We start from the raw sequence: 19,538 nt of genomic DNA on the forward strand, positions 1-19,538 counted from the left end.
AAAAGCATGCTTCCCGGTAACGACAAATAAAAATCACGAAAACCCAAAATTACATGACTCTTGACAAACACGCGCTGTCGAAAGATTGAAAAACCAAGACAAGAAACTAACTAAGCTCGCTTGAATCCCTGACCACCAGTCTCGATTCGATAATCTTGGTTTCGGGCTTGGCTCCGAGTGGCGTTCCGCCTTCGAGCAACGTTTTGGCAGAGACATAGCCCATGGTGTACGAGTCCTGGCGCACTGCCGTAATCGCGGGATTGAGGAACTCCATCCAATCCCAATCCTCGAAGGAAATCACCCCGACGTCGCGCCCGATGACCAACCGATGCTTCCTGGCGAATTTCAGAAAAATCTTCAAGGCTTCGCCGTTTGAGGTGAAAATCCCCTTCGGAGGGTTTGAGGAAGCGAAAAGATCAGTGAGCCTTACTTCCGCTTCATTCAAGGTGTCGAAAGAGACGACCATCGGCTCCTGGTGGCCTTCAATGGCGTCCAGATAGGCATCGCAACGGATGGAACGGGTGGTCACCGATTTGATGTCGAGCGTGACGAAAGCGACGGGTTCGCATCCCTGCTTCTGCAGATAACGGATGGCCTGCAAGGTGCTGTCGTAATTGTCCGAGGTAACAGTGGAGAAGATGTCCTTTTTCAACGGACGATCGATGATGACCGTTTTGCGGGGATCCAGCTTCGAAAGGAACTTTTCGTTGTCGCCGCAGGTCTGAATGATCAGCCTGTCGACACTGGATGATCTGAAATTCTTGATGATGTTGCGTTCCCGTTTGATGCTGCCGTCCGAAATGGCGAATGCCGTGGACTGGCCACGTTCTTCACAGGCGTCAAAAATGCCTTTCATGAACACGGACGAAAAAGGATTGCTGATGTCGGAGACGACCACCCCTACCGTCGGCATCTGCCCCCGCGCCAAACCGACGGCCACCTGGTTTGGCCGATAATCAAGCTCTTGTATTACCTTTGCAACCACCTTTTGTGTGGTTGGTGAAATCTTGTCCCGCTCGCCTCTGATATAGCGAGAAACGGTCGACTTTGAAACCCCGGCTTGCCTTGCAATATCTTTAATAGTGTAATGCATTTTAGCCTTTAACTCGACACTTGGGAACAGGTTCTACGATACCGTATCAAACGAATATCAGGAAGCGCGATGTCAACAATCGACTTGACAATTCTGCCCGAAGGCGAAGTCAATCGTTGACACCACATTCATTGACGCTTGGCTTCTTCCTGTTTCAGTGACATTGACGCGATCAGCACGTTAGAATCTTATCGCTCTGGCTCCATCTCGGAGTCGAAGAGCTGCTTGGCGTGCTCCTGGATGCTCATCACCTGATAATCGTTGGCCTTGACCGCCTCGATGGCGAGGAGGACCGCGGAGAATTCGGTGATGGTGGTGAACTGCGGGACGTCGGCGATCACGGCCGAGGCGCGGATGGCGTAACCGTCGGAACGGGAGCCTCGGGTGCTCGGGGTATTGAGGACCATGTTGATCTCGCCGTCCTCAATCATCTCGACCGGATTCTTGCCGATGACATCGTGACCATAGCGTTCGCGCAGTTGGCGCTTCTCATCCTCGGTGGCGTTAAGCTTACTCACCACCTTGGAATCGATGCCGTAGCGGCGCAGCACAGAAGCCGTGCCGTCGGTAGCGCACAATGTGAAGCCCAACTCTTTTAGGCGCGTAGCAATCAGCGGCAACTGGCGTTTGTCGGTGTCGGAAACCGAAAGGAACACGTTGCCGTGCGTTGGCAGACCACCTTCGTAAGCGGCGAGCTGGGACTTGGCAAAGGCGTGCGGAAAGTCACGGTCGAAGCCCATGACCTCGCCGGTCGAGTGCATTTCAGGCCCCAGCAGCGTGTCGACAGATTTGCCGGCCTCGGTTCGGAAACGTTTGAACGGCAAGACGGATTCCTTGACTGCGACCTGCTGCCCTGGGCGGATGGTGCCGCCGTCGCCATTGGGAAGCAGCAGCCCACGGCGACGCTGGTCGGCGATGGACTCCCCCACCATGATACGGGCGGCAGCCTTGGCCAGAGCCACGCCGGTCGCTTTGGAAGCGAAGGGAATGGTGCGGGAAGCGCGCGGATTGGCCTCAATGACGTAAAGGGTGTTGGCCATATAGGCGAACTGGACGTTCATCACGCCGCGCACACCGCAGCCTTCGGCGATGGAGAGCGTCGCCTTGCGCAGACGCTGAATCTGGTCGTCGGAAAGCGTGGAGGGCGGCAGAGTGCAAGCCGCGTCGCCGGAATGGACACCGGCCTCCTCGACGTGCTCCATGATGCCGCCGATATAAAGCTCCTTGCCGTCGTAAAGCGCGTCGACGTCGATTTCGATGGCGTCCTGTAGGAACTTGTCAATCAGCAACGGCGAGGGCAGACGGCCGGAAACCACTGTGTCCGCTTTTGCCTCGTCGAGCGCACGGTCGACGTATTTCTCGAGCTGGGCGTCGTCATAGACGATTTCCATGCCGCGCCCGCCGAGCACATAACTCGGGCGCACGAGCACCGGGTAGCCGATGGAATGGGCGGCCTCGAGCGCCTCGTCGATATTGAGCGCAGTGCCGTAACGCGGCGCGTTGAGCTTCTCACGACGCAGCACCTCACCGAAGAGCTCGCGGTTTTCGGCCAAATCGATGGACTCGGGAGACGTACCCAGAATCGGGACGCCGGCGGCCTTGAGACGTGCGGCCAGCGAAAGCGGAGTCTGGCCGCCGAGCTGGACGATGACGCCTTTGATCGGGCCGAGCTTCTTTTCGGCCTCGTAGATCTCCATGACGTCTTCGAAGGTGAGCGGCTCGAAGTAGAGCCTGTCGGACATGTCGTAGTCGGTGGAGACCGTCTCGGGGTTGCAGTTGACCATGATGGTGTCATAGTCCTTGCCCAGTTCCTGTACTGCGTGCACGCAGGTGTAATCGAATTCGATGCCCTGACCGATGCGGTTGGGACCGGATCCCAGAATGATGACGGCCTCGCGGTCGCGCGGCTTGAGCTCGGATTCGTCGGCGTAGCAGGAATAGTAATACGGTGTGACCGCGTCGAATTCTGCAGCGCAGGTGTCAACGGTCTTGTAGACCGGACGCAGGCCATAGTTGTGGCGCAGCTCACGGATGGTGTTCTCTCCTTCGTCGCCCAAATGACGCAGGTGTGCGATCTGAAGGTCGGAAAGTCCGGCCAGCTTCGCCTTCTTTAAGAGCTTCGGCGAGAGGATTTCCGTGAACCGCACTTCCATCGCAGTCTGATTGATGAGCGCAAACTGCTTTAAGAACCACGGATCAATCTTGGTGGCATCGTAAAGCTGCTCAAGCGTGGCCCCGCCCCACAGTGCACGCTGCACCTGCAGATAGCGGTTTTCGGTTGGTGTACGCATGTCTTCCAGCAACTGGTCGACCTCAGCCTGGTCGGGCTTGGTGCCGTCCCAGCTGAAGCCCATATGGCGCTTGTCGATGGAGCGCATGGCCTTGCCCAGCGATTCCTGGAAGTTGCCGCCGAGGGCCATGGCCTCGCCCACCGACTTCATCGAAGTGGTCAACGTCGGGTCGGCGCCCGGGAACTTTTCGAAGGTAAAGCGCGGCACCTTGGTGACCACGTAGTCGATGGTCGGCTCGAAGCAGGCCGGCGTGGACTGGGTGATATCGTTGCGAATTTCGTCGAGGCTGTAGCCGAGCGCGAGTTTCGTCGCAATTTTGGCGATCGGGAAACCCGTGGCTTTCGAGGCAAGCGCCGAGGAACGGGAGACGCGCGGGTTCATTTCAATGACAATGATGCGACCGTTCTTCGGATTGACGGCGAACTGGATATTGCAGCCGCCGGTGTCGACGCCGACGCCACGAATGATGGCGATGCCGATGTCGCGCATGCGCTGGTATTCACGGTCGGTGAGGGTGAAGGTCGGGGCCACGGTGATGGAATCGCCGGTATGGACGCCGACCGGGTCGACGTTCTCAATCGGGCAGACGACCACGACGTTGTCGTTGCGGTCGCGCATGAGCTCGAGCTCGTATTCCTTCCAGCCCTCGATACCTTCTTCGATCAGCACCTCGTTGGTCGGCGAATAGTGGATGCCCGCCCCGGCGATGCGGTGCAGTTCCTCTTCGTCGTGTGCAATGCCAGAACCGAGGCCACCCATGGTAAAGCTTGGACGGACGACCACCGGGAAGCCGAGTTTGTCGACGATGGCGTCGACTTCCTCGAGCGTATGGGCCACATCGCTTCGCGCGGATTCGCCACCGACGGATTCGACGACCTGCTTGAACTGTTCTCGGTCTTCACCACGGTCGATGGCCGCAAGCGAGGCGCCGATGAGCTCGACGTGATATTTGTCGAGCACGCCGGCTTTGCCCAAGGCTTCGGCGGCGTTCAAGGCGGTCTGGCCGCCGAGAGTCGGCAACAGGGCGTCCGGACGTTCCTTGGCAATGATGCGTTCCAGAATCGGCACGTCGATAGGCTCGATATAAGTGGCATCGGCCATTTCCGGGTCGGTCATGATGGTGGCCGGGTTGGAGTTGACGAGAATGACGCGAATGCCTTCCTCACGCAACACGCGGCAGGCCTGGGTTCCGGAGTAATCGAATTCCGCGGCCTGGCCGATGACGATGGGGCCAGAGCCAATGACCATGACGGATTTGATGTCCTGACGTTTCGGCATTACTTGTTCTCCTTGTCAAAAGCGGCGGCGGATTGGCCAGATTCGGAAGTATTCGATTGCGATAATGATGTCGGCGTCGCGAGCACGGATGAAACCGGCTCCCCCGCTTTGTGCGCCCGCATCAGCGAGACGAAACGGTCGAACAGATAGGCGGCATCGTGCGGGCCTGCTGCGGCTTCGGGGTGGTATTGTACCGAAAATGCCGGAATATCAACGCATTGCAGGCCTTCGACCACATCGTCATTCAGGTCGATGTGGGAAACGAACACCTTGCCGAACTTGCCGTTATCATATGACGATTCCACAATCCTGCCGATCGGGGCATCGACCGCGAACCCGTGGTTATGCGCGGTGATCTCGACCTTGCCGGTCGTCATATCACGCACCGGCTGGTTGACGCCGTGATGGCCGAACTTGAGCTTGTAGGTATCGAAACCGAGCGCACGTCCGAAAAGCTGGTTGCCGAAGCAGATGCCGAAGAAGGGGTATCGGGCATCCAACACCTGACGCAGCAAATCAACTTCGGGAGCAGCCTCTTGCGGGTCGCCCGGACCATTCGAGAAGAAGACTCCGTCGGGATTCAGCGCTTTGATGTCGTCGAACGTGACTGTGGACGGCACGACGTAGACGCGGCAGCCACGTTCGGCCAAGCGATGAGGAGTCATGCCTTTAATGCCAAGATCGACCGCGGCCACGGTGAAGAGGGGGTCCTTGCCTTCGAATTCGCCGCTAGGCTCGACAGTATAGGTTTTATCGGTGCTCACATGGTCATAAAGCCTGGCACCCTGCATCTTCGGGGAAGCCAAGACTTCCTGCAACAAAGCTTCAACGGAGCGTAACGACCCGGTCGCCTTGTCCACCAAGGCATCGCCGGAGAAAATACCCGCACGCATCACGCCTGCGCTGCGAAGGTGACGCACCAGCTTGCGGGTGTCGATATTGCTGATGCCGACGATGCCGTCACCTTTGAGCTCGTCGTCCAGACTGTCGTTCGCCCGCCAATTGCTCACGTTCGGGCTGGGTTGACGCACGACGTAACCAGCCACCCAGACTCGTTTGGACTCGGGATCCTCGTCGTTGACCCCGGTGTCGCCGATATGTGGGAAAGTCTGCACGACGATTTGCCGGTCATAGCTCGGGTCGGTAATCGTCTCCTGGTAGCCGGTCATGGCTGTTGCGAAGACGATCTCGCCGAACGTCGAACCAAGTTTGCCGTAAGGCTCGCCTACATAAAGCTGGCCGTCTTCCAACAACAGCACAGCATCATCCTTAGAGTACTGTGCCGCCGAAGTTTCCTGCTGACTCACCACGAGTCCCCCTTGCTCCGGGCCCGTGCGCGGACTCGGAAATAACTGGACCGGAAAACAGATTCGCGGCCCGGCCACCGTACCGCGGTCAGAACTAATTACACAATCATTGAATTATTGTCGCCATCGGGCGCAGCGGGAATCGGGACTTCGCTAGCCTCACTAGAGGAATTCTCACCGGTTTCAGGTTGTGAATCCGCATCGACACTGGTTGGGGAATCGTCGTTGACGGTTTCCGTTTCAAACGGAACACCATCGCCCTTGCCGGAAATACCACGGGAATTCAGGAACCCTGGAGCTGTAGGCGAATTAAGCCTGCGATCGGCCGCTTCTCGTTCGGCCTTTTCCTTGGCCTCGACTTCATGCACCGTCTTGATATCGGCAAGAACCGTGTCCTTGTCATCGCAAAGTGCGCTCAACAGGCCATGGATGAACGCGGGCGAATCATCGTCAGAAAGGGTTTTCGCCAATCCCAATGCCTCGTCGATGGCCACGCGGTCGGGAACGTCATCGTTGAAAAGAATCTCCCAGGCGGCGATACGCAGGATATTTCTGTCAACGACGGCCATCCGTCGCAACGGCCATTTGGTTGAGTGGGATTCGAGGGCTCGATTGATACCCACCTGTTCGTCGGCCACGCCTCGAACGATTTCTATAGCATAATCGGGCAACGGAGTCTGGGCTCCCGGTTCGGCAATGCGCTCGGCGAGCAGCGACGGGATGTCCTGCCCCTTCTCATCCGCTTCATAGAGCGTATTCAGCGCCCGTTTGCGAGCTGTCGAACGTGCCATCTAGCCAGTTGCCTCCCAGTGAAAGTTTTGCGAATTACCGCTTACAAATATAGTATTCCGACTTGGGTGACGAAATCCTGCCAAGCCAGAAAAAGAAATCAGTTGTTTTCGCGGCCGAGGTAGGAACCGTCGCGGGTGTCGACCTTAACCATTTCGCCTTCACCGACGAAAAGCGGCACCTGAATCTCGGCACCGGTTTCTACGGTGGCGGGCTTGGTTCCGGCGTTCGAACGGTTGCCCTGCACGCCCGGCTCGGTTGAAGTGACCTTGAGAATCACAGATGCCGGCAGCTCGACGCTCAATGGGGTGCCATCATGGAAGCTGACGATGCAATCGGTGCCTTCCAGCAGGTACTTCGCCTGGTCACCGACAAGTTCCTTCGGAATGCTGACCTGATCGTAAGTGGTCATGTCCATGAAGACGAAAGTATCGCCTTCCTCATAGGAATACTGCAGCGTACGGTTATCGACGGTCTCGAACTCCATCTTCATGCCCGCGTTGAACGTCCTATCGACGATCTTGCCCGAAAGCACGTTCTTGATGGTGGTACGCACGAAAGCCGGGCCCTTGCCGGGCTTGACGTGCTGGAATTTCGTGACGGTCCAGAGCTGTCCGTCGAGGTTCAATACCGACCCGTTTTTGATGTCATTGCTAGTTTGTGCCACGTCTCGTCACCTTAGTCATTTACTTTTCAAACGATTTGCATTCCATAAAATGCCTCAGCAATTATGCCACGGCGTATGTACAGCCGATTGACAGTATGTTTCCCGCAGGAGTTTCTAAGTTTATGTTTTAATTCAAATACAGTTGTGCCCCACACCTTTGTGATGCGGGGCACAACAATAAGTAAATCTAGAACTTGCGTTCTTAGAACTACTCGATCACCTTGGTGACACGGCCTGAGCCGACGGTGTGGCCACCTTCACGAACTGCGAAGGTCAGGCCCTCTTCCATAGCGACGGGCTGAATCAGCTCGACGGAGAAGGTGGCGTGGTCGCCAGGCTGAACCATCTCAACGCCTTCCGGCAGGGTGATGACGCCGGTGACGTCGGTGGTGCGGAAGTAGAACTGCGGACGGTAGTTGGAGAAGAACGGCGAATGACGACCGCCCTCATCCTTCGTCAAGACGTAGACTTCGCCCTCGAACTTGTGGTGCGGGGTCACGGTGCCGGGCTTGGCCACAACCTGGCCGCGCTCGACGTCGTCACGGTTGATGCCGCGGAGCAGCAGACCGGTGTTGTCGCCAGCCTCGGCCTCGTCCATCTGCTTGTGGAAGGTCTCGATGGAGGTGACGGTGGTGGTCTGGGTCGGACGAATGCCGACGATCTCTGCCGGGGCGTTGACCGGGATGCGGCCACGCTCGACACGGCCGGTCACCACGGTGCCACGGCCGGAGATGGTGAAGACATCTTCGATAGGCATCAGGAACGGCTTGTCAAGGTCGTGGACAGGGGTCGGGATGTAATCGTCGACGGCATCCATGAGTTCCTTGATAGTCTGGACCCACTTGTCGTGATCCGGAGCGTCATCATGCAGAGCGCCATAGGCGGAAGTGCGGATGACCGGGCAGTCACGATCGAAGCCGTTTTCTTCGAGGAGGTCGCGGACCTCTTCTTCGACGAGCTCGATGAGCTCTTCGTCGTCGACCATATCGCACTTGTTGAGAGCGACGAGAATCCTCGGCACGCCTACCTGGCGGGCGAGCAGAACATGCTCGCGGGTCTGAGCCATCGGGCCATCAGTGGCGGCGACGACGAGAATCGCGCCATCCATCTGAGCGGCGCCGGTGATCATGTTCTTCACGAAATCGGCGTGGCCGGGGCAATCCACGTGAGCATAGTGACGCTTCTCGGTCTGATACTCGATGTGGGCGATGTTGATGGTGATACCACGCTGCTTCTCTTCAGGAGCGGCGTCGATCTGATCGAAGTCATACTCCGGGTTGAGATCGGGGTACTCTTCGTGCAGCACCTTCGAGATGGCCGCGGTCAGGGTCGTCTTACCGTGATCAACGTGGCCAATGGTGCCAATGTTAACGTGCGGCTTGGTCCGCTCGTACTTTTCCTTTTCTGCCATTACTTTGTCCTCCTGGACGTTTCGTAGTTATTCCCGAGCTTTTCGGCCTCGAGATACTCGCTACAGTTTACTGGGTTTCTGGGTTACCTGCCACAAAGTGCCCGAACCCAGTCAGCGCTTGAAAATTCTAGCGCCGACTGGAGACAGACACGCCTTGGGCGAAGTATTTTATTCGCCGCGTTGGGCCTTGATGATCTCCTCGGAGACCGACTTGGGGACCTGCGCATACGAATCCATCTGCATGGTGAACATCGCGCGTCCCTGTGTCCTGGAACGCAAGTCGCCGATGTAGCCGAACATCTCGCTAAGCGGGACCTTCGCCTCAATGACCTTGACGCCGGTGGCATCCTTCATATCGGTGATGCTGCCACGACGCGAGACGAGATCGCCCTGCACGGTGCCCATGTACTCCTCAGGGGTACGCACCTCGACGGCCATGATCGGCTCGAGGATGACGGGCTTTGCCTTCGGGGCTGCGGTCTTGAACGCCATGGAACCGGCGATCTTGAAGGCAAGCTCGGAGGAATCGACATCATGGATCTGGCCATCGGTGACGGTCGCCTTGACGCCGACCACCGGGAAGCCAGCGAGAATGCCGGCTTCCATGGCCTCCTGCACACCAGCATCGATCGAAGGAATGAATTCCTTGGTGATGTGGCCGCCGGTGACCTCGTTGACGAACTCGTAGTCCTTGCCCTCTTCCGGAGGAATCGGCTCGAAGTTCATCAAGACCTTTGCGAACTGGCCGGAACCACCCGTCTGCTTCTTGTGGGTGTATTCCTGGTTCATAACGGCCTGGCGAATGGTCTCGCGGTAGGCGACCTGCGGGTTGCCCACGTTGCAATCGACGTTGAACTCGCGACGCATACGGTCGACGATGATGTCGAGCTGGAGTTCGCCCATGCCGGAAATCAGCGTCTGGCCGCTTTCCTCATCGGTCTTGACCTGGAAGGTCGGATCCTCGTCGGCGAGCTTCGCCAGAGCGATCGACATCTTCTCCTGATCGGCCTTGGTCTTCGGCTCGACGGCGACCTCGATCACCGGCTCCGGGAAGGTCATGGATTCCAGCGAAATCGGGGCCTTATCGTCGCACAGGGTATCACCGGTGGAGACGTTCTTCAGACCAACGAGCGTGTAGATGTTGCCAGCTTCGGCAGCGTCAACAGGGTTTTCCTTGTCGGCGTGCATCTGGAAGATCTTGCCGACACGTTCCTTCTTGTCCTTCGTGGAATCGAGCACGGTGTCGCCGGGCTTGATGGAGCCGGAATAGACGCGCACAAACACGAGCTTGCCATAGAAGGGGTGGGTCGAGATCTTGAAGACCAACGCGGCGAATGGATCGTCCATCGTGGGCTTGCGGTCGATCTCCTCGGACTCGTCACCGGGCTTGAAGCCAACGATGGCGGGAACGTCCTCAGGGCTGGGGAGGTAATCGACCACTGCGTCGAGCAGTGGCTGAATGCCCTTGTCCTTGAATGCGGAACCGCACAGGACCGGATAGGCCTGACGCTCGATGGTGAGCTTGCGGATACCTGCGCGGATCTCCTCTTCGCTCATCTCACCGGATTCGAGGTACTTCTCCATCAGGTCGTCATCGGATTCGGCCACCTGATCGAGAAGCTCCGAACGATACTGCTCGGCCTTGTCCTTCAAGTCATCAGGGATGTCGACAGTGTCGTAGTGGGCACCGAGATCGGTGGTGACGTCGTTCCAGACATACGCTTTCATACGAATCAGATCAACCATGCCGACGAAGTCGTTCTCAGCGCCGATCGGCAGCTGCACGACCAGCGGGGTGGCTCCGAGCTTCTTCTTGATGGTGTCGACGGAGTAGTAGAAATCGGCTCCGAGCTTATCCATCTTGTTGATGAAGCAGATGCGCGGCACGCCGTACTTGTCGGCCTGACGCCACACGGTCTCGCTCTGGGGCTCTACGCCTTCCTTGCCATCGAAAACGGCAACGGCGCCATCGAGCACGCGAAGCGAACGCTCCACCTCGGCTGTGAAGTCCACGTGGCCGGGGGTGTCGATGATGTTGATCTGGAACTTCTTGTCGGGATCATGGGTCTGACGGTTCCAGAAGCAGGTGGTCGCGGCGGACTGAATAGTGATACCGCGTTCCTTTTCCTGGGCCATGAAGTCCATGGTCGAGGCGCCTTCGTGCGTCTCGCCGATCTTGTAGTTCTTACCGGTGTAGTACAGAATACGTTCCGTACACGTTGTCTTACCGGCATCGATGTGAGCCATGATGCCGATGTTGCGGACCTCATTGAGGTCACTGAGCACATCAAGTGCCATAAATGTTTCCTTACCCTAACTCTTCTGCGAAGATTACCAGCGATAGTGAGCGAAGGCCTTGTTGGCCTCTGCCATCTTGTGCGTATCCTCGCGGCGCTTGACGGAAGCACCGAGGCCGTTGGAGGCGTCGAGAATCTCGTTGGCGAGACGCTCGGCCATGGTCTTCTCACGACGCTTGCGGGAGAAATCAGTCAGCCAGCGAAGGCTCAGGGCGTTCGCACGGTTGGGCTTGACCTCGACCGGGACCTGGTAGGTCGCACCGCCGACACGGCGGGAACGGACCTCGAGGGACGGACGGATGTTGTCGAGCGCGCGTTTCAAGACGGCGACGGGTTCCTGATCGGTCTTCTCCTTGACCATGTCAAGTGCGGAGTAGACGATGTCCTCGGCGATCGACTTCTTGCCGTCGAGCAGGATCTTGTTGATGAGCTGAGCGACCACGGTCGAACCGTAGATCGGATCAGGGAGCAGCTGATGCTTCTTGGATGGTCCTTTACGTGACATATCTCTTACTTCGCCTTCTTTGCGCCGTACAGGGAGCGTCCCTGCTTGCGGTCCTTGACACCCTGGGTATCGAGCGCGCCACGCACGATGTGGTAACGCACACCAGGAAGATCCTTCACACGGCCACCGCGAACGAGCACGATGGAGTGCTCCTGCAGGTTGTGGCCCTCGCCCGGAATGTAGGCGGTTACTTCGATGCCGGAGCTCAGGCGCACACGGGCGACCTTACGCAACGCGGAATTCGGCTTCTTCGGTGTAGTGGTATACACACGGGTGCACACGCCGCGACGCAGCGGGCTGCCCTTCAAGGCCAAAGTCTTGGATTTCTTTGACTTTGCCTTACGTCCTTTGCGGACAAGTTGTTCTATAGTAGGCAACTTCAGTTCTCCGATTCGTTAATCATTATTTCTTGCGGAGCCGCCTCGCTGCAGCCCCAATCGACGAATCGAAATGAGACAGCCACAGTCCACCGGCCCGATGGCCCTTCACTCTCCTGCCGCCGCATTGCTGCGCGCAATCTAACAAGTTCCGGGATATCCCAGTGCCCACGCCTGTTACATAAGGCGTGCCACTGGCACACACAAGTAAGAACTATAACATAAAGCTTCGGACATTTTGGAAAGCCGCGCCATTGCGAATACCCCCTTGGGCTGTCTTGGCTGATCGGCAATCGATATCCCTGTTCGTCGCTTTATCGGATGAGCGGAAACCCTGCACGAACCGGACTTACGATAGTCCAGCTATAACCCAGCCGAAATTTTATAGAATCACAAAAGTATTCGCAACGTATCAGAGAATGAATCTACACTAAGCCATACAACACAAATACGGGGTATCGATACTCCACGTACGAAAGAGCAGTGCACCATGAGTGAAACCTGTGAGCAGAAAGTCCAACAATTACATTGCTCGTTCGATGCGGGAGTCTCGCGTCCTTTCGCTTGGCGGCGCGAACAACTCCGGCGGATGAAACGCATGGTCTCGGCGCATCGCCGGGATATCGAACACGCTGTTTATCTCGATCTGGGCAAACCTGCCGCCGAAACCGCGCTGATGGAGATCAAGCTGGTTTTGGACGAAATAAAGTTCGTCGAACCGCGTATCGGGCGCTGGAGCAGGCGACAACACACAGCCATGCCACTGCTGATGCAACCTGCCAGAAGCTGGACTGTGGCCGAGCCCAAGGGTGTCGTGCTGGTGATTTCGCCGTGGAACTATCCACTGATGCTCAGCCTTGAACCGATGGTCGATGCCATTGCGGCCGGCAATTGCGTATGTCTCAAGCCTTCCGAGCTCTCCCCCAATACCAGCGCGCTGCTCGAACGGCTTATCAGCCAATATCTTGACCCACGAGCGTTTGCCGTCGTTCAAGGTGCGGTTCCCGAGACCACCGAGCTTTTGAAGCAGCCCTTCGACCATATTTTTTATACCGGCAACGGCAAGGTTGGCTCGATTGTGATGGAGGCCGCGGCGAAGCAGCTTACACCGGTCACGCTCGAACTTGGCGGCAAGTCGCCGGTGTTCGTGGACGCGAGCGCCAACCTCAATGTCGCTGCCGGTCGTATCGCCTGGGGACGGTTTACGAATGCCGGGCAGACCTGCGTGGCACCGGATTACGTGCTGACCACCCCGGAGCTCGTCGAACCATTGGCAGAGAAAATTGCGACGTTCACCCAAAAGTTCTTTGGCGACAACCCGGCAGAATCCGCAAGTTACGGACGCATCGTCAATACCAAACAATTCGACAGACTTGCCGGATTGCTACCGACCAACGGAAAAGCGTTCAGTGGCGGTGAAACAAATCGCAAGCACCTCTATATTGCGCCTACTATCCTTACCAACGTCGACCCGAACGACCCGGTGATGCAGGAGGAAATCTTCGGCCCGATTCTGCCGATTCTCGCCGTAGACAATGCCACCGAAGCCGTAGCATTCATCAACAAGCGCCCAAAACCGTTGGCCTTGTATGTCTTTACACGTTCGAAAGCTACCCGATTATTGTTCGAGCGCCACACCAGCTCGGGAGCACTTGGCTTCAACCTGCCGCTCGGCCATCTGCTTTCCAGCCGTCTCCCCTTCGGCGGCGTCGGCGCTTCCGGCATGGGCTCCTACCACGGCAAGACGGGCTTCCTCGAGTTCAGTCATATCAAAACCGTGACGAGCAAGCCGACATTCCCCGACACGTTACGTATCGCCTACCCGCCGTATAGAAACATCGTCCGCTAATGCGGCATGTTGACTGGTGCTGACTGAGCGAAAATCATCCGAAAGCGAAAAATCCCCGAAACCTAATGATTTCGGGGATTGATGGGGTGGCCAACGCGGTTCGAACGCGCGACCTTCTGAACCACAATCAGATGCTCTACCTGCTGAGCTATGGCCACCATCGAAGTGGGAAACCGACCGGTTCGATGAACCGAATCAACATCCGCACAACAGATAAGAACTATACATGATTCTCAAGACCTTGAGTCACCGGCGCGTCGCGGGATCCGTCCAACCTGTCAGTTTTGTAAGCCTTGTCACAATTCGGTATCCACCTCCGGAGTCTTCTCCCCCGCCGTCACGGAGAACGGAAGCGTGTTGCGCTTGGAAGGAATCGGGCAGGTGCAGTAGGCGGAGAACGCGCAGGGATAGTTGTAGGCGTAATTGAAATCGAGCTCCTCCAACTCGTCCAAGGTCAACTCGTCAAGCCGCATCACACGGCCGATACCGTAGGTCTCTCTGCCGTTGGTCGGGTCGCTGAAGAAGATGCTCGCATGTCCGAAGACGTTGGAGACGACCAGCGAATAGCCTTTGCCGTCATACTGGAACTCGACAAAGCCCAGCAACGGGTATGATTGCAACACGGTCTTCACCACCGAATCATGAATGTCGAATTCGTCTGGCTCGGCACGGCGGAAATGAGCCTGAATCCGCCATTTTGGATCGATTGGGAATGTGTCGATGTCATCGAAATGCTGACGGGTTTTGGCGTGCGGGTCCTTGACGCGAATCCAGAACCGGTAGGTGGATTGGTCAACCAGATCGGTTTGCGAGTTCACTTCGATGCGCTTGTCACCGTAGTTGAGATAGGCGAGCGCCTGTTCCCCGAACGCTGTAGGAGCGAAGGAAATCGGGGCCTTAAGTATCGTTCGACCATTGGTCACAGTCACGGATTTATCACCATTTTTGCCGTCGATATTGCCTGTCCGTTTCTGTGTTTCGTTTTCGTCGGATTTGGGATAATAGGTCAGCACATCGTTTTCGGCACGCCAGGCCCCCGGAATGCCGTCAATCGTCTGCGTCTGGCCGTTGGCGACCCATGTAATCGACGCCGGCGCCAGATAACCGTGCGGCGCCTTGAGTTCCTCCAGCCGCTGTTCGTGCCACATCTGCCATTGCTGGACGTATGGGTCGGTGGCGACCGGCGGAAGCGTCGAGACTCCTTCGGGGAGTCCGCCTTGTGAAGACGAAAGATCCAGACCTTGTTTTGACGAGGCAAAAAGCCGATTTATCGAAGTCCCGGTAGCCTCTTCGCCGCCTTTTGCACCAGTTGTATTTAAATCACTCATGATAATCTCCATTATTTCTGATTGATATTTCCTGCTTGTCGATTGCGCGAATCTTAAACATTCGAACCTCAGTACTTGAACATCGGGATGTTGTGGTCCTTGATGAGCTGCTTGGCGACGGCCTGCGTATGGTAGGCGTCAACAATCTTGCGGAAAGTCCTGCTGTCCTTGTCGTTCGTGTTGGCAACGATAATGTTCACATACGGTTTGAAGCTGGCGTCATCGGGCTTGAGCTTGGGCGCATAGATGGCGTCTTCAGGCTTCTTGCCGGCATCGACGATGAAGTTGGTATTGGTGATGCCGCCGGCGTAATCGGGCAGCAGGTTGATGATGGAGGCCGGGTCATTGAGCTCGATGTCGATGCCGCTGGGGTTGGAGGCGATGTCGTCGGTGGTGGGGTCGGCCTTGGTGTTGTCCTTCAACGTGATAAGCCCTGCGGAATCAAGCACTTTGAGCGCCCGCCCGAGGTTGGTGGCGTTATTGGGAATGGCCACTTTGTCGCCAGCCTTGAAGTCCTTGACTCTCTTGTATTTCTGGGAATAGAGGTTAAGCGGCGAAATGTAGGTCTCGCCGATCGGAGTGAACTTGTATCCCTTCTCCTTCTCTTCCTGATGGAGGTACGCGTAATGCTGGAAAGCCGTGATGTCGAGCTCGTGGTTGGCGAGCGCCTGATTGGCGTAGATGCCGTCTTGGAAGGTCTTGTATTTGAGCCTTATATTGGCATGTTCCCGGTCAAGCTGCGCCTGCACGTCTCTCCATTCCGCATCGTCGGAATTGCCGACAAGACCTACTGTAACGGTCTCTTCCTTGCTTGCTTTGACATTACGGTAGATGCTGATGCCGGCGACGACCAGCACCACCACGAGGATTGCCCCCAGAAGCGCGAAAAGTTGATGCTTGGCTTTGATTTGTTTTTTGGTGGCCATAAAAGCCCCTTTCGGGATTCATAAAATCTCACGGCTTGTGCTCGATATAAAAAAAGTTGCTGCTGGATATTTGATAGGTTTAGAAATTAAAGTCGGTATTGATTATTAAAAATAAACGGATTTTGGTTATCGTCAGTGTTCGGTGATTTCGACGAGCAAACGGCCGATGAGCTCGACCAGACCGACCAGCAGGACTAGAACGATGATAGTGGCGATGGTGACGTCCATCATGTAGCGCTGGTAACCGTAGCGGATGGCGAAATCGCCGAGTCCGCCGCCGCCGACCACGCCGACTACTGCGGTCATGTCGATGAGGCTGACCAGTGTGATGACGCTGACACGGACGATCGAGGGAATCGCCTCGCGCAGGTAGACGCGCCAGATGATTTCCGGCAGTCCCATGCCCATCGCCTGTGCCGCTTCGATCAGCCCCGAATCAACGCCAGCCAAGGCCGACTGAATCTGACGGGCGAAAAACGGGGTGATGCCCACGACCAGCGGGAACAACGCGCCCTTCGTACCGATGGCCGTGCCCATGACGAATCGGGTGACCGGTACCAGTGAGGCCGCAAGAATGATAAACGGGATCGAACGGAACAAGTTAATCAGCTTGTCGATGACGTTGAAAACGCCTCGATTTGGATGAAGCCCGCCGGGTTTCGTTACAGTGACGGCGACACCCAGAATGACGGCCAAGACGAAGGAAATCAGACCGGCCACGACGACCATGATGATGGTCTGCACGAACGAATCGAAGAATTCGGGCAGACGGCTCATCACGTTCGGGAACCATTGATCAAGTAGATTAAGCACGATCGATCACCTCGATGCCGATATTGCGTTCCTTAAGATAAGCGAGCGCATCATTGATCTTCTTGGAATCGCCTTTGAGTATGACCACCAGGCCGCCGAGTGGGGCGTTCTCCACGATGTCGATATCGGCGAAAATGATGTTGACGTCAATGGAAAACTCGCGCGAGATATGCGAGACCAGAGCCTCGGAGACCTCTTTGGCGATGTAGTTCATGCGCAGGAGCACTTGGCCGGGCTTCGGCTCGACCAGCGGTGAATGGTCGTCGAGCAACTCGTGGACCTTGTCGAGATTCGAGGTCGTGGCCACAAACGCTTTGGTGAGCGCGGCCTTTGGAGCAGCGAAGATGTCGAACACATTACCCTTTTCGACGATGGTGCCATGGTCGATGACGGCGACCTTGTTGCAGATCTCCTTGATCACCGACATCTGATGGGTGATGACAACGATGGTCAGGCCCAAGGTGTCGTGCAGGTTGCGCAGGAGGGCGAGAATCGATTTGGTGGTGGTCGGGTCGAGTGCGCTGGTCGCCTCGTCGCTCAGCAATATGCCGGGTTTGTTGACCAAGGCCCTGGCGATGGCGACGCGCTGCTGCTGGCCGCCGGAAAGCTCGCCCGGGTAGGCTTCGGCCTTTTCGGTCAAGCCGACCAGCTCCAGCAACTCGGAAACCCGGTCTTTGCGGGTTTTCGCGTCTACTTTGCCACGGAAGGCAAGTTCGACGTTGGCGGCGACAGTTCGGGACGGCATCAGATTGAATGACTGGAAAATCATGCCGACGTCGCTTCTCAAGGCGCGCAGCTCCTTGGAACGCAAATCGGCGATCTCCTTGCCGTTGACGGCGAGCGTGCCGCCGTCGTAGTGTTCGAGCCCGTTGATACAGCGCACGAGCGTCGATTTGCCGGCACCGGACAGACCGATGATGCCGTAGATGTCGCCTTTGTCGACATCCAGATCGATGTCGCTCAGCGCGATCTTTTCACCTTCGTCGCTGGAATATTTTTTCGTCAGATTGCGTATCGTAATGACGGATGACATAAGACCCCTTTTCCGTCTTTTTATCCGGCGATATGCCGAAGATATGCATTACAAGTATTCAGTAAGCCAGTTCGAGCACGGCGCGCACATCAGCCTCACTCAAAGGAACGTAATTTCCGACCGGCTTCGTGTCGGACTTCGTCAGGCGCTCGGCGACCGTAGCAACAGCTTTCCTAGGTATGCCAAGTTCATGCAGGCTGGTTTTCAAGCCCAACATCTGAAAGTGGCGTTCAAGCGTATCCGCGAGAATGCCGGCGCACTCCTGTTCCGTGTTGTCATATGGATCGGCGTCAAGTGCCCGGACCGCCATCTGCGCGTAACGCTGAGGGCTGCGACGGGCAACGTAACGAATGATGGAAGGCAGGACCGCAGCGATGCCCTCACCGTGGATGACGTCGAATTCACCGCCAATCTCATGTTCGATGCGGTGGGTCGTCCAATCGTTTTGCGAACCAGTGGCAAGATAGCAATGGTTGAACATCAACTCCGAAAGCCAGTGCAGCTCGGTACGCGTGGCAAGGTCATCGGGATTGGCCGCAAAGCGTCTGCCCTGAACAAGAGCGGCCCGGAAACCGCCCTCAAGAATCCTGTCCGCTGATTCGAGATGGTCCTGCAACGTGAAATACGGTTCCAGGAATCCCACAGCCAGATCAGCCACCGCCGCCGCTTGGTAACGATAAGGCGCCGTGCGCGAATATTCGGGGTCGACAATGGAGAATTTAGGGATGATAAGCCTGGTCTCCAGCGCTTCCTTATCCTCACTCTGCTGGAGGACAGCGCAATCGGAAACCTCCGAACCGCTGCCGGGAATCGTCGAAATCACACCAACCGGCAAGGTTTCCTTCGGTTCGGCCTCGCCATCGAACAAATCCCAGACATCCCCAACGTAAGGAACGCCCACACCCACGGCCTTCGCCGTATCGAACGAACTGGCGCCACCTGCAGCGAGAACGAAATCGACCTTTTCCTTGCGTGCGAGGTCAATCAGGTCACGGACGAGTTCGATATGCGGATTGGGCACGACATCGCCGTTTTCAACCAGTTGCGCACCGATCGCTTTTGTGGCTCCTACCACTGCGTCATGGATGCCGAGGTCGAAGACATAATCGCCACTGTAGATAAGCATGATGGAGGTCGCATGGTATTGGCGCAGAAGCGGCTCAAGCTGGCGCTCGGCTCCGACGCCGAACACGAGTTCATTGGGAGTGTAATAGGTGAAAACCATGCTCTGCCCCTTCTTTCTTTCCTTCTGCGTTCATCGTTTGTCTGTATGTTTGCACCCAGATGCCAAACAAGCGAATGAACTGGCCATTTTCATGACCTCCTCGGTGTTAGCAACCGAGTGTATCGGTCCGCGTTCCGCCATTGCAAGCTGGACGATATATGCAAAATCAATAGTCATTTATCAATCGGGGCGGCCGCAAGTTAGGAATCCTTCAGTCGGGAATTATTATTTCCTGTTTTCATGAATCGTTATCACTATGTGGACATGCAACCCCGCGGATTTTGGCGCAATCTGTGGCTTTCCTCACAAAAATATTGTGTTCTTCGTTACAAAATACGGGATTCCCGCG

The 19,538-nt window shown here is 56.6% G+C and carries 15 protein-coding genes and 1 tRNA gene; 1 reads left to right on the forward strand and 15 read right to left on the reverse strand.

Going from position 1 to position 19,538, the window contains the following annotated elements:
• Positions 1–106: 106 nt before the first annotated feature.
• The 9 genes from PT279_RS05415 to rpsL form a co-directional block, all read right to left on the reverse strand.
• Positions 107–913, reverse strand: coding sequence for a substrate-binding domain-containing protein (locus PT279_RS05415; protein WP_277166359.1), 807 nt, complete (start codon positions 911–913; stop codon positions 107–109).
• 368 nt (positions 914–1,281) lie between these two features.
• Positions 1,282–4,662, reverse strand: coding sequence for a carbamoyl-phosphate synthase large subunit (carB, locus tag PT279_RS05420; protein ID WP_277166361.1), 3,381 nt, complete (start codon positions 4,660–4,662; stop codon positions 1,282–1,284).
• Positions 4,662–5,969: a glutamine-hydrolyzing carbamoyl-phosphate synthase small subunit gene (gene carA / locus PT279_RS05425; protein ID WP_277166363.1), complete on the reverse strand. Its 1,308-nt coding sequence runs from the start codon at positions 5,967–5,969 to the stop codon at positions 4,662–4,664. Before carA ends, carB begins: the two co-directional genes overlap by 1 nt.
• A gap of 98 nt (positions 5,970–6,067) precedes the next feature.
• On the reverse strand, positions 6,068–6,760 hold the full coding sequence (gene nusB, locus PT279_RS05430) for a transcription antitermination factor NusB (RefSeq protein WP_277166365.1): 693 nt from the start codon (positions 6,758–6,760) through the stop codon (positions 6,068–6,070).
• Positions 6,761–6,858: 98 nt separating this feature from the next.
• Positions 6,859–7,425 carry an elongation factor P gene (gene efp, locus PT279_RS05435; protein WP_277166367.1) on the reverse strand — a complete coding sequence of 189 codons (567 nt, stop codon included), beginning with the start codon at positions 7,423–7,425 and terminating at the stop codon, positions 6,859–6,861.
• 208 nt (positions 7,426–7,633) lie between these two features.
• Positions 7,634–8,836, reverse strand: a complete 1,203-nt coding sequence (tuf, locus tag PT279_RS05440) for an elongation factor Tu (RefSeq protein ID WP_277166369.1) — start codon at positions 8,834–8,836, stop codon at positions 7,634–7,636.
• A 168-nt stretch (positions 8,837–9,004) separates the two neighbouring features.
• Positions 9,005–11,134 (reverse strand): elongation factor G, encoded by a 2,130-nt coding sequence (gene fusA / locus PT279_RS05445; RefSeq protein WP_277166371.1) that lies wholly within the window; start codon positions 11,132–11,134, stop codon positions 9,005–9,007.
• A gap of 33 nt (positions 11,135–11,167) precedes the next feature.
• Positions 11,168–11,638, reverse strand: coding sequence for a 30S ribosomal protein S7 (gene rpsG / locus PT279_RS05450; protein WP_277141807.1), 471 nt, complete (start codon positions 11,636–11,638; stop codon positions 11,168–11,170).
• A 5-nt stretch (positions 11,639–11,643) separates the two neighbouring features.
• Positions 11,644–12,015: a 30S ribosomal protein S12 gene (rpsL, locus tag PT279_RS05455; RefSeq protein WP_277141808.1), complete on the reverse strand. Its 372-nt coding sequence runs from the start codon at positions 12,013–12,015 to the stop codon at positions 11,644–11,646.
• A gap of 490 nt (positions 12,016–12,505) precedes the next feature.
• Here rpsL and PT279_RS05460 point away from each other — a divergent pair, with 490 nt between their 5' ends.
• Entirely contained in the window at positions 12,506–13,864 is a 1,359-nt protein-coding gene (locus PT279_RS05460; protein ID WP_277166373.1) for an aldehyde dehydrogenase family protein, read from the forward strand.
• Positions 13,865–13,946: 82 nt separating this feature from the next.
• Here the strand turns inward: PT279_RS05460 and PT279_RS05465 are convergent.
• The 6 genes from PT279_RS05465 to PT279_RS05490 form a co-directional block, all read right to left on the reverse strand.
• Positions 13,947–14,022: transfer RNA gene (locus PT279_RS05465), tRNA-His, on the reverse strand.
• 138 nt (positions 14,023–14,160) lie between these two features.
• Positions 14,161–15,192, reverse strand: coding sequence for a DUF1684 domain-containing protein (locus tag PT279_RS05470; protein WP_277166375.1), 1,032 nt, complete (start codon positions 15,190–15,192; stop codon positions 14,161–14,163).
• A gap of 68 nt (positions 15,193–15,260) precedes the next feature.
• Positions 15,261–16,118: a MetQ/NlpA family ABC transporter substrate-binding protein gene (locus PT279_RS05475; RefSeq protein ID WP_277166377.1), complete on the reverse strand. Its 858-nt coding sequence runs from the start codon at positions 16,116–16,118 to the stop codon at positions 15,261–15,263.
• 132 nt (positions 16,119–16,250) lie between these two features.
• Positions 16,251–16,931, reverse strand: a complete 681-nt coding sequence (locus PT279_RS05480; protein WP_277166380.1) for a methionine ABC transporter permease — start codon at positions 16,929–16,931, stop codon at positions 16,251–16,253.
• Positions 16,924–17,964 carry an ATP-binding cassette domain-containing protein gene (locus PT279_RS05485; protein ID WP_277166382.1) on the reverse strand — a complete coding sequence of 347 codons (1,041 nt, stop codon included), beginning with the start codon at positions 17,962–17,964 and terminating at the stop codon, positions 16,924–16,926. The genes PT279_RS05480 and PT279_RS05485 overlap by 8 nt, the downstream gene beginning before the upstream one ends.
• Before the next feature lie 58 nt (positions 17,965–18,022).
• Positions 18,023–19,189, reverse strand: coding sequence for an iron-containing alcohol dehydrogenase (locus PT279_RS05490; protein WP_277166384.1), 1,167 nt, complete (start codon positions 19,187–19,189; stop codon positions 18,023–18,025).
• Positions 19,190–19,538 lie beyond the last annotated feature (349 nt).

This window comes from Bifidobacterium sp. ESL0784 (genome assembly GCF_029433295.1).
Classification (GTDB): domain Bacteria; phylum Actinomycetota; class Actinomycetes; order Actinomycetales; family Bifidobacteriaceae; genus Bifidobacterium.